Consider the following 24,139-nt stretch of genomic DNA (forward strand, 5'->3'; position numbering starts at 1 on the left):
TGTTTCGCGCAGATATGTTATCTTGCGAAGGCGGCTGCAAGCTCCACATGCGGGCTGAAGCGGAATTGATCGACCATCTGCACCCATTGCAGGCGGAAACCCGCATCGCACAGGATTTTCGCGTCGCGCGCGAAGGTGACGGGGTTGCAGGATACAGCCGCAATACGGGGCACAGGGCTTTCGGCCAGCGCGCGCGCCTGCGCCTCTGCACCCGCGCGGGGCGGGTCGATGACCACGGCGTCGAAGCGGGCCAAGTCTTCGGGCAAAAGCGGGTTGCGGAACAGGTCGCGGACCTCATGCGTCACGCGCTTCAGCCCCGTCGCGTGCCGCCAGCCATGGTCGAGCGCCGCAAGCATCTCGGCCACGCCCTCGACCGCGTGGACCTCTGCCTGTTCAGCCAAGGGCAGGGCGAAGGTGCCGCAGCCCGCAAACAGGTCGGCCACGCGCGGGGCGTCGCCCACGGCGTCCAGCACCGCCGCTTGCAGCGCGGCTTGGGCATCTGCCGTGGCTTGCAGGAATGCGCCGGGCGGTGGGGCCACGCGCGCGCTACCAAAGGTCTGCACGGGGGGCGCGGCCTGGGCGATCACCTCGCCCTCCCATGCCAGCCGGGCAAAGCCGTTGCTGCCCGCCCATTGCCCGAGCGTGGCCTGCATCGGGCCATCAAGGGGCTTGCCCCCCGTGACCGACAGGTCCAGCCCCACATCGGACAGCGTCAGCGCAAGCGCCAATTCGCCTTTGCGAGAGCCTGCGAGGCTAACCAACTCTTCCAACAGCGGCAGGGCGGCGGTCAGTTCGGGGCGCAGGATCAGGCAGTCGGGCACCGGCGTGACCGTGTCAGAGGCCCGCGCATGGAACCCCACAAGCGCGCCCTTTTTCAGCCGCCGCCCGGAAAACGTGGCCCGCCTGCGGCTGTGCAGAGGCGAGACATGGGGCGCGCGGAACTCTGCTTCCAGCCCCTGCGCGGCCAGCGCTTGCCGGATGACGCCCTCTTTCCAGTCGGTCACGAAGCCCTCGCGCGCATGTTGAAGCGCACAGCCGCCGCAGGCCTTGTAATGCTTGCAGGGCGCTGAAACGCGCTCGGGCGAGGGCGTGAGGATCCGCGGCGCGGCCATGCGGCCTTGGGCGATCTCGCCCTCGACCACCTCACCGGGCAGGGTGCGGGGCACGAAGACGGGGCCGTCGGCCACGCCGTCGCCATGATGGCCCAAGCGGGTGATGGTCAGCGCGCTCATGCGGGCCTCGCGGGGGTAAAGGCATAGCCCTCGGGCGCCAGCAGGGTGGCTTCACGCAGGCCATGGGGCTTGTCGGTCGGGCGCTCTATCACGGTCGCTGGATCGGAACGCGCCACGACCGCGTCCGGGTCCAGCCCGAACAGGTAGAACTGCGCGCCGCCGCCGCGCGGCGGGTTGTCCGGCACCAGCCCCAGCACTTGGTTGGCGTGAAAACTGGCGTCGGAATGTATTTGGAACACCATGCCGTCATGGGCGATGATCGCGTAATCGGCGCTTTCACGATACACGCTCAGACCCAGCACATCGCGCAGGAACCTCACCATCCCGGCCACGTCGCGGCACAACAGGTTTATGCCCAATCCGCGCAGGCCACGCCCGAAATCGGCGGCGTCAATGGTGTTGTAATCCGTGTTCTGTGTCATCATCCGTGCCCAGAAACCCGCCCGATTGCCGTGCCCAGAAGCGGGCATAGGTGCCGCCCTTGGCCAGAAGCTGTTCATGCGTGCCTTGCTCGACAATGCGGCCAGCGTCAAGCACCACGATCCGGTCAAGCTGCGCGATGGTGGACAAGCGATGCGCAATCGCCAGCACGGTCTTGCCCTGCATCAGCGGTTGCAACGCGTCCTGCACGGCGGCCTCGACTTCGGAATCGAGCGCCGAGGTCGCTTCGTCCAGCACAAGGATAGGCGCATTTTTCAAAAATGCGCGCGCCAACGCAATACGTTGGCGTTGCCCGCCCGACAGCCGCACCCCGCGTTCGCCAAGCTGCGCGTCATAGCCGCGACGGCCTTCGTGGTCCTGCAGGCCCTTGATGAACTCATGCGCTTCGGCGGCTTTCGCCGCGGCCTCTATCTCTGCCCGTGTGGCATCGGGGCGACCATAGCGTATGTTTTCCAGCGCCGAGCGGTTGAACATGGCGGTTTCCTGCGTGACCATGGCGATGTTGCGCCGCAGGCTTTCCTGCGTCAGCCCGCGAATGTCGCGCCCGTCGAGCGTGATGCGCCCGCCTTCGACATCATAAAGCCGCAACAACAGCGCCACGAGCGTGGATTTGCCCGCGCCCGATGCGCCGACGATCCCGATCTTTTCGCCCTTGGCGATATGCAGGTTCAGCCCGTCCACCCCGCCCGCATCGCGCCCATAGGCGAAGCGCACATCCTCGAACGCGACGGCACCGTCTGCGCGGCCAAGGTCCAGCGCATCGGGCGCATCTTTCAGATCGGGCCGGGGGGTGAGGGTGCGCATTCCGTCCTCGATCTCGCCAATGTTGGAATAGATGCCCATCAGCGTGAAGCTGACCCAGCCTGTCATCTGTGCAATACGAATGGCAATAGAGCCAGCGGCGGCAATATCGCCCGTGCTGGCCGCGCCTTGCGCCCACAGCCACAATGTGCCGCCGATCAAGAGCACCGGCAACACGCCCGCGATGGTCATCAGCGCGGTGCGGAACCAGACCTGCACCTCGCCAAACTCAACCGAGCGGTCGCGGAAACTACCCATCGCGTTCAGCGCGGCGCGATCTTCGAAATCGGCATGGGCGAACAGCTTGACGGTCTTGATATTGCTGATCGTGTCTACCACCTGCCCGCTGACGCGCGCGCGGGCATTGGCGCGCTTGCCCGCCCGTGCGCGCACCTGCGGCAGGAAATACCGGATCAGCGCCAGATAGCCCACCAGCCACACCGCCAAAGCCGCCGCGACCCGTGGGTCAATGGTCAGCAGCAGCAGCACCGACCCGATGATCGAGGCCAGCGCGAAGGCCATGGTGTTGATCGTCTCATTCGCCACATCGGTCAGCGCGCGGGCGGTCTGGACCTGCTTTTGCGCGATACGGCCCGCGAAATCATTGTCGAAGAAGGTGACTGGCTGGCCCAGCGTCCAACGATTGAGGCGCGATTGCACCAACACGAAGATATTGGGCTGAACCACGATGCTGTTGGCGGCAGAGGACATGCCGAAAGCGATGGGGCGCAGCACCATGAAGAACAGGATGAAGCCCGCCATCAGCCAGCCATGGGCGGCGAAGAACCCCTCTGCCCCGGTGTCGACCGCCGCGTCGATGATCTGGCCCAACAGCATGGCCGACACCACTTCGGTGGTGCCCACCAGCGCTGAAATGACAGTCGCCAGCGCCAGCACCGGCCAAGCACCCTTGACCGACCACAGCATGAAGCGCAGCAGGCTTTGCGGCGGCGGCCCGTCGGCATGGGCGAAACCGTCGATCAGCCCCGCCAGACGAAAGGCAAGGGTGGGTTTTTGCGAGGGGTCGGTCTTTTGCAGCATGGCGCGTCCTTTGGGCAGGACATAGGGCGTTGCGCGTGCCCGCGCCAGTCAGCCCAGCAGATCGTCGCGCGTGGAGGTGAAATCCGACGCGATCCAGCGCGCTTTCAGCGCGCGCAGGCGTTGGCCGAGCGCCGCGCCCTCCAGATGCGGCAGGTCGGCCGCGCGAATGGGGAAACGCGCGTTTGCGCCGCGCTTGATCTCTGCCTGCCAGTCGCGGGGCAGGGGGCTTTCTAATACAGCGGCACGCGCCAAAACGGCATCCGCGCCCAGATCGGCGCCCAGATCGTGACCCAGCACGGCGGGGGGCGTTGTCTGGCCGATGGCGTCGCGCAGGCGGGTCAGGTCGCGGGCTTCTGATTTGGTCAGGCGCAAATGGTCCGTGTCGGGCGCGAGCACCGCGAGGCGCCGCAACCAGTGCGGCGCGCGGCCCGCTTCCAGATGCACCAACGGGCCCAGAGCGCGCGGGTCGGCCCCCGGCAATACCCACGCCAGCACGCCCGCATGATGCATGGCCGCGACCGAAGGCGCGGGGTCGCGCGCGGCCAACAGCTTGCGCAACTCGCTGGTGACACGTTCCGCCGAGAGCCGCGCCAGCCCGTCAGCCCCTGCGGCGCAGGCGGCCAGCCCGTCGGCATCCAGCCCCTGCGCCGGGTCGCCATATTGTGCGTGGAAGCGGAAAAACCGCAGGATGCGCAGGTAATCCTCGGCAATGCGGCGGGCGGGGTCGCCCACGAAGCGAAAGCGCCTTGCGCGCAGGTCGTCCACGCCGCCCAACGGGTCCAGCACATGGCCCGAGGCATCGGCGTAAAGCGCGTTCATGGTGAAATCGCGGCGTGCGGCGTCGTCCTCGATCCGGTCAGAGAAGGCCACCTCGGCGTGCCGCCCGTCGGTGGCCACGTCGCGGCGAAAGGTCGTGACCTCGAACCCCTCGCCATTCACCACAAGCGTGACCGTGCCATGCTCCAGCCCCGTGGGCACCGCGCGAAGCCCCGCTGCTTCGGCCAAGGCGATGACCTGTTCGGGCCGGGCAGAGGTGGCGATGTCCACATCCGTCACCCCCTCGCCCAAGGCGGCATTGCGCACGCAGCCCCCCACGGCATAGGCCGCATGGCCCGCGCCGGTCAGCAGGCCCAGCACGGTCTGCGTGCGCGCATTTTCCAGCCAGTCGCCACTTACCCGCATTGCGCCATCCGTTCCGCCAAGCCGCGCAACATGCGCGCGCTGGCCCCCCAGATGTAATACGGCCCCCACGGCACCGCGTAGAAATGCCGCCATGTCCCGCGCCAGATGCGCTTTTCGATCACGTAGCGCCCGGGGTCCATGACAAGGACCAGGGGCGCGCGAAACACCTCTGCCACCTCGCCGGGTTCGGGGCGGGGGGTAAAGGCCCCTTCGATCCGCGCCAGAAAGGGTGTGACCAGGAACCCGGTCACGGTTTCATGCGTGGGCAGCGCGCCCAGAATGCGCACCTGTGCGGGGTCCAGCCCGATCTCTTCGCGCGCCTCTCGCAGGGCAGTGGCGGCAAGGTCGGGATCGTCCGCGTCCTGCCGCCCGCCCGGAAAGGCAATCTGGCCCGGATGGTGGCGCAGATGCGAGGCGCGCTTGGTCAGCACCACGCCGCCCGCATCATCCACCCCGATCAGCACGGCGGCAGCGCGCAGCTTGCGCGCGGGATCACGCGGCGCCAGCGACGGGTTCAGGTCGAAATCGCTCGACACCTCTGCCGGCAGCGCCAAGGCCGCGCGCAGGCGGTCATCCATTATCGGCCTCGAACCCCAAGGTTTCGGGCGCCATGACGTAGTGCGCGCCGCAGAACTGGCAGTCGGCGGTCACGGTGCCCTCTGGCGTGGTCATGGTGGCGATGTCCTTGGCCGAATAAATGGACAGCGCGCTGCGCACCTTGTCTTCGGAACAGGTGCAGCCGAAATGCACCGCTTGCGGGTCGTAGACGCGGGGCGCTTCCTCGTGGAACAGGCGGGCCAGCAATTCGGGCGGGCCGACCTGCGGGCCGATCAGCTCCAACTCCTCGACCGTGTCCAAGAGCATGTTGGCGCGGGTCCAGTTCTCTGCCTGCTCGGCAACCTCGCGCCGGGGGGCTTCGGAATTGCCGGGCATGTGCTGCAACATCACGCCGCCCGCGCGCCATGCCTGCGGCTGGCCGGGTTGCGTGGAACGGCCATAGGACAGCGCGAAGCGTGTGGGCAGTTGTTCGGATTGCGCGAAATAGGTCTCGGCGCAGGCGCTGAGCGACTGACCGGCCAAGGGCGTGATCCCCTGATAGGGCGTCATGTCCGGCCCCTGGTCGATCAGGATGGCGAAATAGCCCTTGCCGATCTGGCCGTAGGGGCTTGCGGCCTCGTCCAGCCGGTCGTGGTCGAAGCTGGCATAGGCGCGGATGCGCGCGGGCGCGCCCTCGTGCTCTGGCGCGTAATAGTCGGTCGCGATCAGCCGCACCGGGCCGTCGCCGCGTATTTGGATGGACAGCTTCCAACGCAGCTTGATGGTCTGGCCGATCATCGCGGTCAGAAGCGTCGCCTCTGCGATCAACCCTTCGACCAAGGCGGGGTAATCATGCTTCTCCAGCACCTTTTCCAAGGCGCCATCCAGCCGCGCGACGCGGCCCCGAATATCGCTATTGTCCAGTTGGAACGGCAAAACCGTGTCGTCCCAGGCGATCTGTTCGCCGATGCTCATGGTAAATATCCTTGCTGGTGCAGCGCGCAATGCGCGCATAGGCTTGCCCCCACATATAGGAATCAGGTTGGAAGGGCCAAGGATGATCCGCAGATTCGGCGAAGCGCGCGTGGCAGGCCAGCACTACACGCGCAGGCATGGGGCCTATGCGATCATCTTGCGCGGCGATTCGGCGCTTTTGACCCATCAGGCATGGCCGGATGACGAATGGCAATTGCCGGGTGGCGGCATAGACGCGGGCGAAAGCGCACCGCAAGCGCTACGCCGCGAGGTGCTGGAGGAAACCGGTTGGCGCGTGCAGCCCCTGCGGCGCTTGGGGGCGTTCCGGCGGCTGTGCTACATGCCGGATTATGACCTGTGGGCGGAAAAGCTGTGCACGCTTTACCTGGCGCGCGCGCTGCGCCCCGTCGGGCCGCCCAGCGAACCCGGCCACCGCGCGGAATGGGTGCCGTTGCCGCTGGCTGTCGCGCGCTTGGGCAATGCGGGCGACCGGGCGTTTCTGGCGGCCTTCCTGCGGTGACGTGGTATATCCGGCCTGCGCACGGGGGCGATCTTGGCGCGTTGCAAGCCCTCGCACGCGACGCGTTCGCCCCATATGTCGCGCAGATGGGTCGTGCCCCCGCCCCGATGCAGGCCGATCTGACAGCACCCGTCGCGCGCGGCGATGTGCGTGTGGCCTGCGCGCCGGGCGGGCCGGTCTTGGGCTTTGTGCAGTTCGGCGTTCTGGGCGGCGCGATGTCTCTGGACACGCTGGCCGTCTGCCCCGCGCATGGCGGGCAAGGCATCGGGCGTGGGCTGGTTGCCCATGTCGAGGCCTTGGCGCAGGCGCAGGGGCTGCGCGCGGTCACGCTTTACACCAACGCGGCCATGACCCGGAACCTGCGCTTCTATCCGGCGCTTGGCTACCGGCAGACCGGGCGGCGCGTGCAGGACGGGTTCGACCGCGTCTTCTTTCGCAAGGAAATGGCCTAATCCTGCATCGGTTGCCCCCGGTAATAGCGGGTGGCGGTCTGGCGCGCAGGTTTATAGGCGCTGAATTCCAGCAGCGCGCCCGACACGTCATCGCCGAATTCGTCGCGGCCCGCCCATGCCGCCAGGTCCCATTTCAGACGGTCCAGAAAACTTAGCCCGCGCGCCTTGTGCAGGCGTTGGAACAGGGCGCGCAAACCCTGCTCGCCGAATTCCGCGCCCGCGTCATTGGCGCATTCAACGATGCCGTCGGAATACAGGAACAAGCGGTCGCCGGGGCGAAGCTCGGCCTCGAAACTGGCATATTGCGCGCCGTCCAGCAGCCCGATGGGCAGCCCGCCCTCGCCCAGGTATTCGACCGCGCCGTCGCCGCGCTGGATCAGCGGGTGGGGGTGGCCGGCCTGCACCATCAGCACCCGCCCGGTCGAGAGGTCCACATCGGCATAGGCGATGGTCAGGTAGGCGTCGGTTTCGATCTCTTGCAGCATCAGCGTGTTCATGCGCGCGGCCACGTCATGTGGGGCGACGGCCTCTATCTGGCCGGTCATGTGGTTGCGCGACAGGGCGATGTTCTGCGATGTCGCGCCCCCCAGCATCCCGCCGATTCGCGCCCCCAGCAGGGCGGCGGCCACGCCATGGCCCGACACGTCCAGCGAATAGATGCCGACCCGGTCGGCGTTGATGGGAAAGGTGCCCACCATGTCGCCGCCGACATGTCCGGACGAGTGCAGCATCAGCGACAACTGGCTGCCGCCGAAATCGTGGAACCGGTCGCGGATCAGCGATTGTTGCAGTTTGCGCGCTTCCATCAGGTCGCGGTCGACCGCGTCATAAAGCGCCTGCAACTTGCGCAACGCCGCGCGCAACTCGTCATTGCGGGCGTTGACCTGTCGCTCCATCGCGATCAGCCGTTCGCCCGCCATAATGCGCGCGCGCAATTCCGGCGTGCTGACGGGCTTCGACAGGAAGTCGTCCGCGCCCACGTTCAGACCCTCTGCCACCGCGTTCTTGTCGTTCTTGGATGTCAGCAGGATGAAGTAGCAATAGGCATCGCGGTTCAGGCCGCGAAAGGCGCGACAAAACTCCAGCCCGTTCAGCCCCGGCATCATCCAGTCCGACAGAATCAGGTCGAACGGGTGGGATTTGCACAGCTCCAGCGCCGCATCGCCAGAGGCGGCTTCGGTCACGTCATACCCCCACCGTTCAAGGTTCTTCGCCAATACAAGGCGCTGCGCCGCACTGTCATCGACCACAAGCGCACGCTTATGGGCGATCGCCGCAATTTCGGCGGTATCCTGCCGGGTTACGTTTGTGTCCAAGCCAAAGGTCCATAGGTTCGCGCCCGCACGGGTGGGGCGTGGTTACAATGGCAGCGATGGATTAACGGGCGGTGAAAGCGCATGGCGGGAACAGTTTCCGCGCATCCTTACGATTCTTTAGGGGCTTTGCCGCAGTGTGACCCAAGCCAAGTCTGAGGGGTTTGATGTGATTGATTGGGCAAGAGTATCGGAATTGCACGAAGAAGTCGGCGATGACGCGCTGGAAGAGGTGCTGGAGCTGTTCGCGTCCGAGGTGGACGAAGGGCTGGTTCGCCTGCGAGCGGCCACAAGCCCCAAGGCTCTGGCCGCAGAATTCCATTTCCTGAAGGGCGCGGCGCTGAACCTTGGGCTGGACGAAGTCGCGCGCCTGTGCGCGCTGGGCGAGGCGGGGGCCATCGCCGGTGCTGCGACCGACAGCTACCGCGACGCGATCGCGCGGGATTTTCCCGAATGTTGCCGCCAGCTTCGGGCCGAATGGCGCACGCGCCTTGCGGTGCCCTAGGCCCGGCCTCAGATCACGAAATTCGCCATGATTTCGTCTTCGGTAATGTCGGAATAGGCAAAGCCCGCCGCGTCCAGCCGCGCAAACAGCCCGGTGAAATTGCCCGGATCGGTGGTTTCTATCCCCAACAGGACCGACCCGAAATTGCGGGCGGTCTTTTTCAGGTATTCGAAGCGGGCGATGTCATCGTCCGGACCCAGAATGCCAAGGAAATCGCGCAACGCTCCGGGGCGTTGGGGCAGGCGCAACAGCAGGTATTTCTTGGTGCCCGCGAATCGCATGGCGCGTTCTTTCACCTCTGGCAGGCGCTCGAAATCGAAATTCCCGCCAGAGACGACGCAGACGACCGTCTTGCCCGCGATCTGGTCGCGCAAACTGTCCAGCACGTCCAGCGACAGCGCGCCCGCGGGCTCCAGCACCAGACCTTCCACGTTCAGCATGTCCAGCATGGTGATGCAGATGCGGTTTTCAGGCGCGATCAGCACGTTTTCGGGGGCCACATGGCGCAGCCGCGCAAAGGTGCGCGCGCCGATCCGGGCGACCGATGCGCCATCTACGAAACTGTCGATGCGCGGCAGCGTCACCGGCTCGCCCGCGCGCAGCGCCGCTTGCAAGGACGCGCCGCCCGCGGGTTCCACATAGCGCAGCGCGCAATCGGGCGCGGCCTGTGCCAGATAGCTGGTCATCCCCGCGCTCAGGCCCCCGCCGCCCACGGGCAGCACGACCATGTCGGGCGCGGCATCCAGCTGCGCCATCATCTCGACCGCGACGCTGGCTTGGCCCTCGATCACGTCCTCGTCGTCGAAGGGCGACAGGAAATGCGCGCCGCGTTCCGCACAAAACGCCTGCGCCGCCGCGAGCGATTGGTCGAACGTGTCGCCCACCAGCCGGATTTCGACATTCTCGGCCCCGAAAGTGCGGGTTTTCATGATCTTTTGCTGCGGCGTCGTCACCGGCATGAAGATCGTGCCCTGCACCGCGAAATGCCGACAGGCAAAGGCCACGCCCTGAGCATGATTGCCCGCGCTTGCACAGACGAAATCGCGCCCCTCTGGCACCCGGTCCAACTGCTTGCGCATGGCGTTGAACGCGCCGCGAATCTTGTAGCTGCGCACCGGGCTCAGGTCTTCGCGCTTCAGCCAGATATCTGCGCCGTATTTCTGCGACAGGTAGTCGTTGCGCATCAGCGGTGTCGGCGGGAACAATTCGCGCATCGGCGCACAGGCGGCGGTCGCGCGTTTGGCAAAATCGCTCATGCCAGCGCCGCTTCCAGCTTGGCACGAACCGAGTCCGGCATGGCGGTGGACCCGCGCGTGTTCGGGTCGAAAAACACCTCGACCACTTCATAGGTGGCGTGCAACGCGCCGGTATCGGCGTGGCGCATCTCGAACAGGAAGACGCAGCTTTTCGTGCCGATCTTGGTGACGACGCCCGAAATTTCGATCAGGTCGCCCGCCTGCAATTCGGCCACGAAGCGCGTGGTCGCCTGCGCGGTCACGGTATGCACCCCATGCGTGGCCAGCATGTCGCGGTAAGCCAGCCCCAGCTTGGTCCACATGTGATAACAGGCATCGTCGAAGAAGGGCGCGTAATGGCGCACGTTCATATGCCCGAAATGGTCGTGGTGCCACGGGTGGATCACCCCGCGCAAAAGCTCTAGCGCCATGTTGCCTCTCCATCGCTCAAACCGTTGCAATAGCATATCCATGGCCCGTGCAAACCCCGTGCGGCCTCTTGCAGCAGGGGCGCAAAGCCAATAGACCGCTGGGCAACCGTGATCTTGCAATATTTCGGAGCCGCCATGCCCAGCCATGCCCCCAAGAAAGTCGTGCTCGCCTATTCCGGCGGGTTGGACACCTCCATCATCCTGAAATGGTTGCAAACCGAATATGGGTGCGAGGTCGTGACCTTCACCGCCGATCTGGGCCAGGGCGAGGAACTGGAGCCCGCCCGCAAGAAGGCCGAATTGCTGGGCATCAAGCCCGAGAACATCTTCATCGAAGACCTGCGCGAGGAATTCGTGCGCGATTTCGTCTTCCCCATGTTCCGCGCCAACGCGGTCTACGAGGGGCTGTATCTGCTCGGCACCTCGATTGCGCGCCCGCTGATTTCTAAGCGCCTGATCGAGATTGCCGCCGCGACCGGGGCCGACGCCGTCGCCCATGGCGCGACCGGCAAAGGCAATGACCAGGTGCGGTTCGAATTGTCGGCCTATGCGCTGAACCCCGAGATCAAGGTCATCGCGCCGTGGCGTGAATGGGATCTGACCTCGCGCACCAAGCTTCTGGAATTCGCCGAGGCGCACCAGATTCCGATCGCCAAGGACAAGCGCGGCGAAGCGCCCTTCTCGGTCGATGCGAACCTGCTGCACACCTCGTCCGAGGGCAAGGTGCTGGAAAACCCGGCAGAGGATGCGCCCGATTACGTCTATCAGCGCACCGTCGCGCCCGAAGCCGCGCCCGACCAGCCGGAATATGTCGAGATCAGCTTTGAGAAGGGCGACGCCACCGCCATCAATGGCGAAGCGATGTCGCCCGCCACGATCCTGACCAAGCTGAACGAGCTGGGCGGCAAGCACGGCATCGGGCGGCTGGATTTCGTGGAAAACCGCTTCGTCGGCATGAAATCGCGCGGTATCTATGAAACGCCGGGCGGCACGCTGCTTCTGGAAGCGCATCGCGGGATCGAGCAGATCACGCTCGATAGCGGCGCGGGCCATCTGAAGGATTCGATCATGCCGCGCTATGCGGAACTGATCTATAACGGCTTCTGGTTCAGCCCCGAGCGCGAGATGCTGCAAGCGCTGATCGACAAAAGCCAGGAACATGTCACCGGCACCGTGCGCCTGAAACTCTATAAAGGGTCGGTGCGCTGCGTGGGCCGCTGGTCGGATCACTCGCTCTATTCCGAAGCGCATGTCACCTTCGAGGATGACGCGGGCGCTTACGATCAGAAAGACGCCGCGGGCTTCATCCAGCTCAACGCGCTGCGCCTGAAACTGCTGGCCGCGCGCAATCGGCGGCTGAAGGGCTAAGCCCCTTCATCTTGCCCGAAATACTCCCGCCGGAGGCGCACACTCGCCTTTGGCACCCCGCCAGAGGAAAGGCCGCGCCATGACCAAACCTGTCGTTCTGTGCATCCTTGATGGCTGGGGGCTGAACCCCGACCCCAATGGCAACGCGGTCGCGCAAGCCGATACGCCCAATTTCGACCGCCTTATGGCCGATTGTCCCAATGCGACGCTGCTGACCCATGGCCCCGATGTGGGCCTGCCCAAGGGCCAGATGGGCAATTCCGAAGTGGGGCACACCAATATCGGCGCGGGCCGCGTGGTGGCGATGGATCTGGGGCAGATCGACCTTGCCATCGAAGATGGCAGTTTCGCCACCAACCCCGCCTTGGGCGATTTCATCACCAAGCTGAAAACCACGGGCGGCACGGCGCATGTGTTCGGCGTTGTCTCTGACGGGGGGGTGCACGGCCATATCACCCATATGAAAGCGGCGGTCGCGGCGCTGGCAGATGCCGGCGTGCCCGTCGCCATTCACGCCATCACCGACGGGCGCGACGTGGCACCCAAATGCGCCGAAGCCTTCCTTGCCGACCTGACCGCCAGCCTGCCCGAGGGCGCGCGCATCGCCACCGTCATTGGCCGCTACTGGGCCATGGACCGCGACAACCGGTGGGAGCGTGTCGAACGCGCATGGCGCGCGATCACCTTGGGCGAGGGCGCGCATGTCGCCAACCCTGCCCAAGCCGTGGCCCAGGCCTATGCGCGGGGCGAGACGGATGAATTCATCGCGCCCAGCGTCATCGGCGATTACAGTGGCGCGCGCGCGGGCGACGGGGTGTTCTGCCTGAATTTCCGTGCCGACCGGGCGCGCGAAATCCTTGCAGCCCTTGGCGCGCCCAGCTTCACCGGGTTTGACCGGGGCCAGCCCCCGCATTGGGCGGCCATGCTGGGCATGGTCGACTATTCCGATGCGCATAACGCCTTCATGACCACCGCCTACCCCAAGCAACAGGTCAAGAACGGCCTTGGCGAATGGGTGGCGGCGCATGGGTTGCGCCAGTTCCGGCTGGCCGAGACTGAAAAATACCCCCATGTCACCTTCTTCCTGAACGGCGGGACAGAGGCGCAGGCAGAGGGCGAAGACCGCGCCATGCCCAAAAGCCCCAAGGTGGCCACCTACGACCTGCAACCCGAAATGTCGGCGGGTGAAGTGACTGACAAGCTCGTGGCCGCCATTGGCGCAGGCTACGACCTGATCGTGGTCAATTTCGCCAATCCCGACATGGTCGGCCATACCGGCGATCTGGAGGCCGCGAAACGCGCCTGCGAGGCCGTGGATGCCGGGCTTGGTGCTGCGCTCGAAGCCTTGGACCAAGCAGGCGGCGCGATGCTCGTTTGCGCCGACCATGGCAATTGCGAAACCATGATCGACCCGGAAACCGGCGGGCCGCATACCGCGCATACGCTCAACCCCGTGCCCGTGGTGCTGGTGGGCGGACCTGCGGGCGCGCGGTTGCGCGACGGGCGGCTCGCTGATGTGGCCCCCACCATCCTGTCGCTGATGGGGCTAAAGCAGCCGCCGGAAATGACCGGCGAAAGCCTGATCCAGACATGACGATCTGGCGCGCGATCTGTCTGGCGGTCGCGCTTTGCGCCACGCCCGCGCTGGCCGACCCCGCCACCCGCGCGCTGGAAGCGGCGCGCGCCTTGGAAGCGGCGACCGAAGCCCTGCAAGCCGCCACCCGCCAAAGCGACCGGATCGACGCGCTGACCGCAACCGTTCAAGCCTATGAAACCGGCCTTGCCGCCCTGCGCGAAGGCCTGCGCGAGGCGCAACTGGCTGAAGCGGCGCAGGCGCGGTTGGTGTCCGAACGTGGCGGCGATCTCAGCCGGTTGCTGGCGGTGCTGATGGCCACCGCAAGCCTTGATGACGGCTCGGTCCTAGTGCATCCCGAGGGCGCGCTGGCCGCCGCGCGTGCGGGCCTGTCGCTGCGCGACGTGGCACCCGCGCTGACGGATGAAGTGGCTGAACTTCGAGAGCAGTTAGAGGACATTGCCGCCCTGCGCCGCGCGCGGCAATACGGGCTGTTGGCGCTGGAGCAGGGGCTTGCCACCGCGCAAGAGGCGCGCACCACCCTGTCGCAAGCCATTGCCGAACGCGGCCCCCTGCCCAAGAACCTGTCAGACGATCCCGACGCCATGGCGGCGCTCGCGGCCAGCGCGGCCTCGCTCGATGCGTTCGCGCAGGATCTGGCGGCGCGCGGCAGCGTGCTGGGCGCGGGCAACACGTCCAGCATTCGCGGCTTTCGCGATGCGCAGGGCCAGCTTGCGCTGCCGGTGCGGGGCACCGTTCTGCGCGCCTTCAACGCGCCTGACCCCACGGGCGTGGTGCGCCCCGGTCTGGACATTGCCACCTTGCCCGATGCGCTGGTCAGCGCGCCTTGGGCGGGCACGGTGCGCTATGCCGGTCCCTTAGCGGGGCGTGGGCAGGTTGTCATCCTGGAGCCTGACGAAGACATCCTTCTGGTCATGGTCGGCTTGGGCGAGCTGCTGGTCGAGACCGCCGAAATCCTGCCGGCAGGCGCGCCCTTGGGCACGATGCCCGCACAAAGCGGTGATGACAGCGGCGCTGGCGGGCGCGGGCAAACACTCTATTTTGAAATGCGCGAGCAGGGAAACCCCATTGACCCGGCGGCGTGGTTCGCATTGACTGGCGCTCGACCCTGAGCGGATACGCCTCCGCCCGGAAACAGGCGCGCAAGGAGCGGAAAAGCGACATGATGAAAAGATTTGTTCTGGCAAGCCTCGGCGGTATCATCGGCGGCGTTGTGATCGCGACGCAGGTGACGGGCCCGCTGATGGCGCAGGAACGCGCGCAGACGACCGATGTCTATGAGCAGCTTGACCTGTTCGGCAACGTGTTCGAGCGCATCCGCGGCCAATATGTCGAAGAGGTAGACACCTCTGAGCTGATCGCCGCCGCGATCAACGGGATGCTGACCTCGCTCGACCCGCATTCCAGCTACCTGCCGCCCGAGGATTTCGACGATATGCGCACCCAGACGCGCGGGTCTTTCGGGGGGCTGGGCATAGAGGTGACGCAGGAAGAAGGTTTCATCAAGGTTGTCACGCCCATGGATGACACCCCCGCCGATCTGGCGGGCGTGGAACCGGGCGACCTGATTACCCATGTCGATGGCGAGCCGCTTCTGGGCCTGACCCTGTCCGAGGCGGTCGAGATGATGCGCGGCCCGGTCGGGTCCGAGATCATCGTGACCATCGTGCGCGAAGGCGTGTCCGAACCCTTCGATCTGTCGATCATCCGCGACACGATCCGCCTGCAAGCCGTGCGCGTGCGCACCGAGGGCGACACGGTCATCCTGCGCCTGACCACATTTAACGAACAAACCTATCCCAACCTGCGCGACGGGCTGGCCGACGCCGTGGAAGAGCTGGGCGGCATCGACAATCTGGGCGGTGTCGTGCTGGACTTGCGCAACAATCCCGGCGGTTTGCTGACGCAGGCCGTCAGCGTGTCGGACGCGTTCCTCGAACAGGGCGAGATCGTCTCGACCCGTGGCCGCGCCGAGGGCGAAGGCGACCGCTACAATGCCCAAGAGGGCGACCTGATCGAGGGCAAGCCGTTGGTGGTCCTGATCAATGGCGGCTCTGCATCGGCGTCCGAGATCGTGGCGGGCGCGTTGCAGGACCATCGCCGCGCGATCATCGTGGGCACCCGCAGCTTCGGCAAAGGGTCGGTGCAGACGGTCATGCCCCTGCGCGGCGACGGCGCGATCCGCCTGACCACCTCGCGCTATTACACGCCTTCGGGGCGGTCGATTCAGGCGCTGGGCGTGTCGCCCGACATCGTGGTCGAGCAGCCCATGCGCGCCCCCATTGAAGAGGCCGAGGACACCCAGCGCCCGCAACGCTCCGAAGCCGATCTGCGCGGGCGCCTGGACAATGGCGACAACCTGTCCGAGGAAGAGCAGCGCCAGATGGAAGAAGAACGCGAGCGCGCCGAAGAGGTGGCCCGCCTGCGGGAAGAAGACTACCAACTGGCCTATGCGCTCGACATCTTGCGCGGGCTGACCGCGCTGAACGGGCAGTAACGCGATGACGCCCAAGCAGATCGCGGCGCTGCCCTATCGGCCTTGCGTGGGGGTGATGCTTATCAACGCGCAGGGCTGGATATTCGGCGCGCAGCGGCTGGATAGCGACAGCCCGGCCTGGCAAATGCCCCAAGGTGGCATCGACGACGGCGAAAACCCCGGTCTGGCCGCGCTGCGCGAGCTGGAAGAGGAAATCTCTGTCACGCCCGACCTGGTCGCGCCCTTGGCGGAAACGCCGGATTGGCTGCATTACGACCTGCCGCCAGAGCTGCTGGGCAAGGTCTGGGGCGGCAAGTATCGCGGCCAGAAACAGCGCTGGTTCCTGATGCGCTACCTTGGCCGCGACGACCAGATCGACCTCGCCACGGAACACCCGGAATTTCGCTATTGGCGCTGGCAAACCGCTGACCAGATGCTGGCAGAGATCGTGCCCTTCAAGCGCGACATCTACGCCGCCGTGATCGACGAATTCCGCGACTGGCTGGCCTGAGCGGCCCAAGCACAACCACCCGCGCCGACCGCGCCAGCGGCAAGGCCCCGGGTCAAGCCCGGGGCGCGTGTCACAGGGCCCACCCGCCCCGGGCTTGACCCGGGGCCTTGCGGTCAACTGCGCCGGTGCCGCCCGTCAATAGAAACTCTGCGGATCAATATCTATGGCCAGCCGCATCTTGGCCCCCAGCTTGTGCGGGCGGACCCAGTCGCGCAAAGCGGCTTGCAAGGGCGCGCCCTTCGCGGCTTTGACCAGCAGACGCACACGGTGCTGTCCGCGAATGCGTGCAATCGGCGCGGGGGCAGGGCCGAAAACCTGTGCACCGATGCGGCGCAGGGGCGCATCACCCCGCGCCAGCGCCTCGCCCAAGGCGAAAAGCGGCTCCATCTCTGGCCCAGACAGGATGATCCCGGCCAAGCGCCCATAGGGCGGCATCCCCAGCGCGCGGCGGGCCTCGGCCTCTGCCTGCCAGAAGGCTTCCTCGTCGCCCGACAGGATCGCGCGGATCACGGGGTGCTCGGGCTGGCTGGTCTGGATCAGCGCGCGGCCCGGCTTGTCGGCACGCCCCGCGCGGCCCGCCACCTGCCGCGTCAGTTGGAACACCCGTTCGGCCGCCCGCAGGTCCGACCCAGACAGCCCCAGATCCGCGTCGATCACGCCCACAAGCGTCAGCAGCGGAAAGTTATGCCCCTTGGCCACGATCTGCGTGCCGATGATGATGTCCGCGCCGCCCGCCGCGATCTCCTCTATCTGGGCTTTCAGCGCGCGGGCCGACCCGAACAGGTCCGACGACAGCACCGCCACACGTGCGTCGGGCCAGAGCGCGCGAGCCTCTTCCTCCAGCCGTTCCACGCCGGGGCCGACGGGGGCCATGCGGTCTTCGGCCCCGCATTCGGGGCATGTGGTGGGAATGGGCGCAGTTGCCCCGCATTGGTGGCAGACAAGGCGTTGCAAGAAGCGGTGCTCGACCATGCGCGCGTCGCAATCGGCACAGGCAATCTGGTGGCCGCAGGCGCGGCACATGGTCAGCGGCGCATAGCCGCGCCGGTTCAGGAACAAGAGCGCCTGTTCGCCAGCCGCCAGCCGCGCCGTGACCGCCGCTTGCAGGGCGGGCGAAACCCAGCGGTTCGCGGGCAGGTCTTGGCTGCGCAGGTCGATGGCGGCCATGTCGGGCAGCGTGTTCGGCCCGAACCGTGTGCTCAGGTCCAGCCGGGTGTATTTGCCGGCCTCGGCATTGGCCCAACTCTCTAGGCTGGGGGTGGCAGAGGCCAGCACCACCTGCGCCCCGTTCAACGCGCCGCGCAGCACCGCCATGTCACGGGCGTTGTAGAACACGCCCTCTTCCTGCTTGTAGGATGTGTCATGTTCTTCATCGACCACGATCAGCCCAAGGTTCTGGAAGGGCAGGAACAGGGCAGAGCGCGCGCCCACGACCATCTGCGCATTGCCTTGGCCGATCATGCGCCACAGGCGGCGGCGCTCGGCTTGGGTCACGCCCGAATGCCATTCGGCGGGTTTCGCGCCGAAGCGTTTTTCCACCCGCGCGATGAACTCGGCCGAAAGCGCGATTTCCGGCAACAGGACCAAGGCTTGCCGCCCGGTGCGCAAGGTGTCGGCCACGGCTTCCAGATATACTTCGGTCTTGCCCGACCCGGTCACGCCTTTCAAAAGCCATGTGCCATAGCCGCCCCGGCCCTTGCGCAAGGCGTCCGCCGCGCGGGCCTGATCGGCTGACAGCGTGGGGCCGGGGCGCGCGGGGTCGAGGCGCGGGAAGGGTTGGTCGCGCGGGGCGTCGCGCTCTGCCAAGGCACCCGCCGCGACCAGCCCCCGCACCACGCTTGTGCCCACGCCCGCGGCCCCGGCCAATTCGCCGGGCGACAGGCCCGCGCCGCCGAACTCGTCCAGCGCGGCCAAGACGCGGGCGCGGGCGTCGGTCATGCGCTCTGGTAGGCCATCGCCGCGAAACAGCAGCTTGCGCGTGACCGGCCCATCGGCCAGCCCCGGCACGCGGGTCGCCAGCCGCAAAACCATGGGCAGTTGCGTCAGCGTATAATCGGCCAGCCGCGTCAGGAATTCCCGCAGCTCTGCCCGCATGGGAGCTGCATCCAGCACGCGGATGACCTGCCGCAGCTTGGCGCGGTCGAACCGACCCTCTGCTGCCCCCCAAACCACGCCCACCACGCGGCGCGGCCCCAGTGGCACCTGCACGAACGCGCCCAGCCAGCAGCCCCCTTCCGGCGCGCGGTAATCCAGCACGCGGCCCAGCGGCTCTGCGGTCAGAACCCCGCAGGGTGTCCCTTCGTCAAAGAATTCGGGCGTGTCCGACATGGGTTTAGGGGTTCCGCAAGTTTGCGCTATCAGCTATGACGCCACCGGAAACAGGTCGCAAGCCGAAGGGGGATGAAAATGAAATTCTTTGTCGATAGCGCCGATGTCGCTGCAATCCGCGAGTTGAACGAGCTGGGCATGGTGGACGGGGTGACGACGAACCCCTCTATCATCCTGAAATCGGGCCGCGACATTCTGGAGGTCACGCGCGAGATTTGCGAGATCGTGGACGGCCCCGTCTCTGCCGAAGTGGTCGCACTCGACGCCGACGCCATGATCGCCGAGGGGCGCAAGCTGGCAGAGATCGCGCCCAACATCACCGTCAAGCTGCCGCTGACATGGGACGGGCTGAAAGCCTGCAAGGTGCTGTCGGGCGAAGGCAAGATGGTCAATGTCACGCTGTGCTTTTCCGCCAACCAGGCGCTTCTGGCCGCGAAAGCGGGCGCGACCTTCATCTCGCCCTTCATCGGGCGGCTGGATGACATCGCGCTGGATGGTTGCGAGCTGATCGAGGACATCCGCACGATCTACGACAATTACGGGTTTGAAACGCAGATCCTCGCGGCCTCTATCCGGTCGGTCAACCATGTGCTGGACGTGGCCCGCATCGGGGCAGACGTGATGACCGCCCCGCCCGAGGTGATCCGCAAACTGGCCAGCCACCCGCTGACCGATGCAGGTCTGGCACAATTTATGAAAGATTGGGAAAAAACAGGTCAAAAAATCCTGTAACCTTGCTATAGTCCGCCAAAGAACACGAAAAAGCAGCAGTCAACGGACAGGCAAACCATGTCATCAGCGGCCATTGGCGCAGAGCTGGATCAGCTTCGCGCCCAAATTCTGTCGGACCCGGCCCTCATTCTGGACGACAAGGACGTGATGCGCGCCCTTGTCGCCGCATCCGAGCGCGAGATGGGCAGCAATATCGTGGACCTGCGCGGTCTGGCGATGGAGCGGCTGGAAGCGCGGCTGGACCGGCTGGAAGAAACCCACCGCGCGGTGATTGCCGCCGCCTATGAAAACCTGTCGGGCACCAACCAGGTGCACCGTGCCATCCTGCGGATGCTGGACCCCACCCAGTTCGAAGATTTCCTGCGCAACCTTGGCACCGACGTGGCAGAGATCTTGCGCGTGGACGCTATCAAGCTGGTGCTGGAAAGCCCCGAAGCCGGCCCCGATCCGGCGCTGGAGCGTATTTCCGACGTGCTGGTCGTGGTAGAGCCGGGTTTCATGGAAGACTATGTCAACATGGGACAGGCACCGACCACGCGGCAGGTGATCCTGCGCCAGACCGTGCCCGCGACCACGCGGCTTTATGGGCCGCGCGCAGCCGATTTGCGCTCGGAAGCGTGCCTGCGGCTGGATCTGGGTTCGCAGCGCATGGGCGGGATGCTGGTCATGGCGTCCGACAACCCGCATACGTTCAAGCCGGGGCAGGGCACCGACCTTTTGTCCTTCTTCGCGGGCATATTCGAGCGGTCCATGCGGCGCTGGCTGGCATGACGGCCCCAAGGGCGGCATTTCTGGCGCCCGCCATGGCCGACGCGCTGGCGCGCTACCTTGCGCGCAAACAGGGATTGGCCGGTGCATCCGCCAATACCATTGCCGCCTATGCAACCGACCTGCGGGGCTTTCTGGGGTTCATGGCGCAGCATCTGGGCGGGTTGGACAGCCCGCGCGCTTTGGGCACCATCACGCAATCCGACATGCGCGCCTGGATGGCGGACGCGCGCGGGCGCGAGCTGTCGGCCCGCGCTTTGGCCCGCAAATTGTCCGCCGTGCGCGGCTTTGCGCGGTTTGTCGCGGATGAGACGGGCATCGACATCTCGGCCATCCTTGCCACCCGCGCGCCGAAACACGCGCGCGGGCTGCCCCGGCCCTTGTCCGCGTCAGACGCGCGCGACGTGCTGGACACGGTCGCGCTGCAAACCACTGCCGACTGGGCGGGCTTGCGCGACATGGCCGTGGTCACGCTGCTATACGGCTGCGGCTTGCGCGTGTCCGAGGCGCTGTCGCTGACAGGTCGCGACGCGCCCTTGCCCGATGTGCTGCGCATGACCGGAAAAGGCGGGCGCGAGCGGCTGGTGCCGGTGCTGCCCGTCGCGCGCCGTGCGGTCGATGACTACCTGCGCGCCTGCCCGCACCCCATGGCCCCCGATCTGCCCCTGTTCCGCGCCATGCGCGGCGGGCCGCTCGACCGTCGCCATATCGCCCGCGTGATGGAAGCGACGCGAATGCAACTGGGCCTGCCCGCCAGCGCCACCCCGCACGCGCTGCGCCATTCCTTCGCCACGCATCTGCTGGCCAAGGGGGGCGATTTGCGCGCTATTCAGGAATTGCTGGGCCATGCCTCGCTGCGGTCGACGCAGGTTTACACGGCGGTTGACACGACCCGCCTGATGGATGTTTACGACGCCGCACATCCGCGTGCGCGCGGCTAACCCGAAAAAGGCCCGCCCGTGCTGCTAACGCTCAAAGCCTATTCCGTGCATCTGTTCACCGCCACCGGCGCGGTGTTCGCGATGCTTGCCCTGCTGGAAGCGGCCAAGGGCGATTGGGCGATGATGTTCCTGTGGCTGGTCGTGGCCTTCATCGTCGATGGCATAGACGGCCCCTTGGCGCGGCGTTACCACGTCAAGAAAAACGCCCAGATCATTGACGGCGTGCTTCTGGACCTGATTATCGACTACCTGACCTATGTGTTTATCCCGGCCTTCGCTCTGTTCCAGTCGGACCTTTTGCCGGGCTGGACAGGTTGGGTCGCGATCATCGCGATCACTTTCACCTCGGCGCTCTATTTCGCCGATACGCGGATGAAAACGACCGATAACAGCTTTCAGGGCTTTCCCGGCTGCTGGAACATGGCGGCGCTGGTGTTCTTCGCGGTGCAACCTTCGGCCGGGGTGATCCTGGCGGCGGTGGTGTTCCTGGCGGTCGCCATGTTCACCAAGCTGAAATTCATCCACCCCGTGCGCACCCAGCGCTGGCGCACGCTGTCGCTGCCCGTGGCGCTGGTCTGGACGGCACTCGCCGGTTGGGCGGCATGGGAAGGGTTTGCGCAGCCGGACATGGTGACATGGGGGCTGGTGGCGACCTCGGTTTACCTGATGTCGGTCGGCATTGTGCAACAACTGATCCCGGCGCGCTAAAGGCATTCGCACTTGCGGCATACCCTGCGCGGTGCCTATGTTAGCGCCATAGGTTACAGGAGCAGCGCGCCATGGAGATCAAGACAGTCGGCATCGTGGGGGCAGGCCAGATGGGCAGCGGCATCGCCCATGTCTTCGCGCTGTCGGGGCATGACGTGGTGCTGAGCGACATGTCGTCCGATGCGCTGTCGAAAGCGGTGGCGCTGATTGATCGCAACATTGACCGGCAAGTGGCCAAGGGCAAGGTCAGCGCCGAGGACAAGGCGGCTGCAATGGCGCGCATCCGCACCACCACGAAGCTGTCCGACCTTGGCCCAACCGACCTGATCGTCGAGGCCGCGACCGAGCGCGAATCCGTCAAGGCCGCGATCTTCGAAGACCTTCTGCCGCATATCCAGCCGCATACGATCCTGACCTCGAACACCTCGTCCATTTCCATCACGCGCCTTGGCGCGCGCACCGACCGGCCCGAGAAGTTCATGGGCCTGCATTTCATGAACCCGGTGCCGGTGATGCAACTGGTCGAGCTGATTCGCGGCATTGCGACGGATGAGGCGACCTATAAAACCCTGCTGGGCGTGGTGGAAAAGCTGGGCAAAACGGCGGCGAGTGCCGAGGATTTCCCGGCCTTCATCGTCAACCGCATCCTGGTGCCGATGATAAACGAGGCGGTGTATACGCTCTATGAAGGTGTGGGGTCGGTGAAGTCGATCGACGAGTCGCTGAAACTGGGCGCGAACCACCCGATGGGGCCGCTGGAACTGGCGGATTTCATCGGGCTGGATACCTGTCTGGCGATCATGAACGTGCTGCATGACGGGTTGGCGGATACCAAGTATCGGCCTTGCCCGCTGCTGGTGAAATATGTCGAAGCGGGCTGGCTGGGGCGCAAGACGCAACGGGGGTTCTACGACTACCGGGGCGAGGTGCCTGTGCCGACCCGTTAAGGGGGCGTCAGGCTGTTTCACGTGAAACGGTAAGGCGTTGATTTTATTTGTAAATAATTGGTTTGCGCGGCGTGCGGTGGGGTTACTTTGGGCTGCGCCCCGGACGTGATCCGGGGCTTTTGCCTTGGCGCGACTGGCTAAGAGGCCCCGGATCAGGTCCGGGGCGCGGTGCGTGTTTTGGCGCAACGCTTGCACAGATCGCCCCGCTCCGGACTTGAACCGGGGCCTCGATCCGTGGAGCGCTTAGCTTAGAGGCCCCGGATCAGGTCCGGGGCGTGGGGTGTTTGGGGCCGCTGCACCGCGCAAGGGATGCGCAAAGCCGGGTAAGGGGCGTCGCGCGCGGTGGCGCTGCGCGGGTGGAGCGGGCGCGCTTTATGGCGGCCATGTCCGAAAGACGGGGGAGCGGTGCGCAGGTGGAAGCCAAAGCGCCGCCGCTCGGGGGCGCGACGGCGCTTGCGCGGCGGGCCTAACGGCCCTTGATTCCGCGCCTTAGGCTAAGGTTTTTCCATATATTTTTTTACCGACGGCTGAAAATTTTCTAAATGACGTGCTGCCCAGTCAGAGGCTTCTTTTCTTTCTTCGTCTGATTTGAAAAAGTCCACTGGCAAGTAACCTGCATCACGAAATAAGTGATAGTTCGTCAAACGTCCAAAGAAAAACTGCACTAAGAATAGAGAAATAATAATTTTGTAGACTAGTTCATTTTCTGTAAATATGTCTAGTACACCCATTAGAAAGTTTGGCCTTGCTTCTGAGCTTAATAATATCGCGACGAAAAGCAAAATGTATATTCCTGTAGTGGTTATCTCACCTTCCATCGCTTTAGCTTGCGATTTTTCCCATTCATCTATTCGATTTGACATCTCACCTTTCGAGTTTTTGAAGGCATATTTTTTGGCGATTTCTACGCTCACACGACCAGATTTCTCTCTGTCGTTTAGGGCGCGAAACACTGGGACTCCAGAGACCTTGATTCGATCACTGACAATGCGCCTTATGCCATCAACAGGGCAATCGCGTTTGGCTCATCTCTCTGGGGCCGGCGCTTTCAAGCCATTGAGAATGCTGCGTAAGAACCCCTCATCCCACCCCGCGCGCTTG

General features: G+C 65.4%; 24 protein-coding genes. 13 read left to right on the forward strand and 11 right to left on the reverse strand.

Translation table 11 applies throughout. From position 1 onward, the window contains the following. Nucleotides 1-17 precede the first annotated feature (17 nt). From J1C52_RS13255 to J1C52_RS13280, 6 genes are read right to left on the reverse strand one after another with little or no spacing between them, the layout of a single operon-like run. The gene (locus J1C52_RS13255; RefSeq protein WP_227428425.1) at nt 18-1,232 is read right to left on the reverse strand and encodes a class I SAM-dependent RNA methyltransferase; all 1,215 of its coding nucleotides are present in this window, start codon (nt 1,230-1,232) and stop codon (nt 18-20) included. Continuing rightward, nucleotides 1,229-1,654 (reverse strand): glyoxalase, encoded by a 426-nt coding sequence (locus J1C52_RS13260; RefSeq protein ID WP_227428426.1) that lies wholly within the window; start codon nt 1,652-1,654, stop codon nt 1,229-1,231. Before J1C52_RS13260 ends, J1C52_RS13255 begins: the two co-directional genes overlap by 4 nt. Then, entirely contained in the window at nt 1,623-3,515 is a 1,893-nt protein-coding gene (locus J1C52_RS13265) for an ABC transporter ATP-binding protein (RefSeq protein ID WP_227428427.1), read from the reverse strand. The genes J1C52_RS13260 and J1C52_RS13265 overlap by 32 nt, the downstream gene beginning before the upstream one ends. Nucleotides 3,516-3,563: 48 nt before the next feature. Continuing rightward, nucleotides 3,564-4,697 carry a CCA tRNA nucleotidyltransferase gene (locus J1C52_RS13270; protein ID WP_227428428.1) on the reverse strand — a complete coding sequence of 378 codons (1,134 nt, stop codon included), beginning with the start codon at nt 4,695-4,697 and terminating at the stop codon, nt 3,564-3,566. Continuing rightward, nucleotides 4,688-5,275, reverse strand: a complete 588-nt coding sequence (locus J1C52_RS13275; protein ID WP_227428429.1) for a CoA pyrophosphatase — start codon at nt 5,273-5,275, stop codon at nt 4,688-4,690. The genes J1C52_RS13270 and J1C52_RS13275 overlap by 10 nt, the downstream gene beginning before the upstream one ends. Then, nucleotides 5,268-6,209 (reverse strand): Hsp33 family molecular chaperone HslO, encoded by a 942-nt coding sequence (locus J1C52_RS13280; protein ID WP_227428430.1) that lies wholly within the window; start codon nt 6,207-6,209, stop codon nt 5,268-5,270. Before J1C52_RS13280 ends, J1C52_RS13275 begins: the two co-directional genes overlap by 8 nt. An 82-nt stretch (nt 6,210-6,291) precedes the next feature. On the opposite strand from J1C52_RS13280, the gene J1C52_RS13285 reads away from it, so the two are divergent. Both J1C52_RS13285 and J1C52_RS13290 read left to right on the forward strand, forming a co-directional pair. After that, a complete protein-coding gene (locus J1C52_RS13285) occupies nt 6,292-6,729 on the forward strand; it encodes an NUDIX domain-containing protein (protein ID WP_227428431.1) in 438 nt (145 codons plus the stop codon). Further along, nucleotides 6,726-7,181 (forward strand): GNAT family N-acetyltransferase, encoded by a 456-nt coding sequence (locus J1C52_RS13290; RefSeq protein WP_227428432.1) that lies wholly within the window; start codon nt 6,726-6,728, stop codon nt 7,179-7,181. Before J1C52_RS13285 ends, J1C52_RS13290 begins: the two co-directional genes overlap by 4 nt. Here J1C52_RS13290 and J1C52_RS13295 read toward each other — a convergent pair. Further along, nucleotides 7,178-8,497, reverse strand: coding sequence for a PP2C family protein-serine/threonine phosphatase (locus J1C52_RS13295; protein WP_227428433.1), 1,320 nt, complete (start codon nt 8,495-8,497; stop codon nt 7,178-7,180). The genes J1C52_RS13290 and J1C52_RS13295 overlap by 4 nt on opposite strands. Nucleotides 8,498-8,663: 166 nt before the next feature. Between J1C52_RS13295 and J1C52_RS13300 the strand changes: the two genes are divergently transcribed. Beyond that, entirely contained in the window at nt 8,664-8,999 is a 336-nt protein-coding gene (locus J1C52_RS13300) for an Hpt domain-containing protein (protein ID WP_227428434.1), read from the forward strand. A gap of 8 nt (nt 9,000-9,007) precedes the next feature. Here J1C52_RS13300 and ilvA read toward each other — a convergent pair whose 3' ends face one another. Both ilvA and J1C52_RS13310 read right to left on the reverse strand, forming a co-directional pair. After that, nucleotides 9,008-10,255 (reverse strand): threonine ammonia-lyase IlvA, encoded by a 1,248-nt coding sequence (gene ilvA / locus J1C52_RS13305; protein WP_227428435.1) that lies wholly within the window; start codon nt 10,253-10,255, stop codon nt 9,008-9,010. Next, nucleotides 10,252-10,665, reverse strand: coding sequence for an acyl-CoA thioesterase (locus J1C52_RS13310; protein WP_227428436.1), 414 nt, complete (start codon nt 10,663-10,665; stop codon nt 10,252-10,254). The genes ilvA and J1C52_RS13310 overlap by 4 nt, the downstream gene beginning before the upstream one ends. A gap of 135 nt (nt 10,666-10,800) precedes the next feature. Between J1C52_RS13310 and J1C52_RS13315 the strand changes: the two genes are divergently transcribed. The 5 genes from J1C52_RS13315 (at nt 10,801) to J1C52_RS13335 (ending at nt 16,614) form a co-directional block, all read left to right on the forward strand. Continuing rightward, nucleotides 10,801-12,033, forward strand: a complete 1,233-nt coding sequence (locus J1C52_RS13315; RefSeq protein ID WP_227428437.1) for an argininosuccinate synthase — start codon at nt 10,801-10,803, stop codon at nt 12,031-12,033. 79 nt (nt 12,034-12,112) lie between these two features. Further along, a complete protein-coding gene (gene gpmI, locus J1C52_RS13320) occupies nt 12,113-13,627 on the forward strand; it encodes a 2,3-bisphosphoglycerate-independent phosphoglycerate mutase (RefSeq protein ID WP_227428438.1) in 1,515 nt (504 codons plus the stop codon). Next, on the forward strand, nt 13,624-14,739 hold the full coding sequence (locus J1C52_RS13325; RefSeq protein WP_227428439.1) for a murein hydrolase activator EnvC family protein: 1,116 nt from the start codon (nt 13,624-13,626) through the stop codon (nt 14,737-14,739). The genes gpmI and J1C52_RS13325 overlap by 4 nt, the downstream gene beginning before the upstream one ends. 53 nt (nt 14,740-14,792) lie before the next feature. Next, nucleotides 14,793-16,124, forward strand: coding sequence for a S41 family peptidase (locus tag J1C52_RS13330; RefSeq protein WP_227428451.1), 1,332 nt, complete (start codon nt 14,793-14,795; stop codon nt 16,122-16,124). Nucleotides 16,125-16,128: 4 nt separating this feature from the next. Continuing rightward, on the forward strand, nt 16,129-16,614 hold the full coding sequence (locus J1C52_RS13335; RefSeq protein ID WP_227428440.1) for an RNA pyrophosphohydrolase: 486 nt from the start codon (nt 16,129-16,131) through the stop codon (nt 16,612-16,614). Between the two features lie 135 nt (nt 16,615-16,749). On the opposite strand, the gene J1C52_RS13340 is transcribed toward J1C52_RS13335, so the two are convergent. Beyond that, complete coding sequence (locus tag J1C52_RS13340; RefSeq protein WP_227428441.1) at nt 16,750-18,942, reverse strand: primosomal protein N'; 2,193 nt, start codon at nt 18,940-18,942, stop codon at nt 16,750-16,752. A gap of 78 nt (nt 18,943-19,020) precedes the next feature. Here J1C52_RS13340 and fsa point away from each other — a divergent pair, with 78 nt between their 5' ends. The 5 genes from fsa to J1C52_RS13365 all read left to right on the forward strand — a co-directional run bounded on the left by fsa (nt 19,021) and on the right by J1C52_RS13365 (nt 23,038). Continuing rightward, nucleotides 19,021-19,674, forward strand: coding sequence for a fructose-6-phosphate aldolase (gene fsa / locus J1C52_RS13345; RefSeq protein ID WP_227428442.1), 654 nt, complete (start codon nt 19,021-19,023; stop codon nt 19,672-19,674). A 57-nt stretch (nt 19,675-19,731) separates the two neighbouring features. Next, nucleotides 19,732-20,445 (forward strand): DUF484 family protein, encoded by a 714-nt coding sequence (locus tag J1C52_RS13350; RefSeq protein ID WP_227428443.1) that lies wholly within the window; start codon nt 19,732-19,734, stop codon nt 20,443-20,445. 32 nt (nt 20,446-20,477) lie between these two features. Continuing rightward, nucleotides 20,478-21,383 (forward strand): tyrosine recombinase XerC, encoded by a 906-nt coding sequence (locus tag J1C52_RS13355; protein ID WP_227428444.1) that lies wholly within the window; start codon nt 20,478-20,480, stop codon nt 21,381-21,383. Between the two features lie 18 nt (nt 21,384-21,401). Then, nucleotides 21,402-22,091, forward strand: a complete 690-nt coding sequence (locus J1C52_RS13360; RefSeq protein ID WP_227428445.1) for a CDP-alcohol phosphatidyltransferase family protein — start codon at nt 21,402-21,404, stop codon at nt 22,089-22,091. Between the two features lie 71 nt (nt 22,092-22,162). After that, nucleotides 22,163-23,038 (forward strand): 3-hydroxybutyryl-CoA dehydrogenase, encoded by an 876-nt coding sequence (locus J1C52_RS13365; protein WP_227428446.1) that lies wholly within the window; start codon nt 22,163-22,165, stop codon nt 23,036-23,038. A 494-nt stretch (nt 23,039-23,532) separates the two neighbouring features. Here the strand turns inward: J1C52_RS13365 and J1C52_RS13370 are convergent, their stop codons facing one another. Further along, complete coding sequence (locus J1C52_RS13370) at nt 23,533-23,991, reverse strand: hypothetical protein (RefSeq protein ID WP_227428447.1); 459 nt, start codon at nt 23,989-23,991, stop codon at nt 23,533-23,535. Nucleotides 23,992-24,139 lie beyond the last annotated feature (148 nt).

Source organism: Roseibaca sp. Y0-43, assembly GCF_020667835.1.
Classification (GTDB): domain Bacteria; phylum Pseudomonadota; class Alphaproteobacteria; order Rhodobacterales; family Rhodobacteraceae; genus Roseinatronobacter.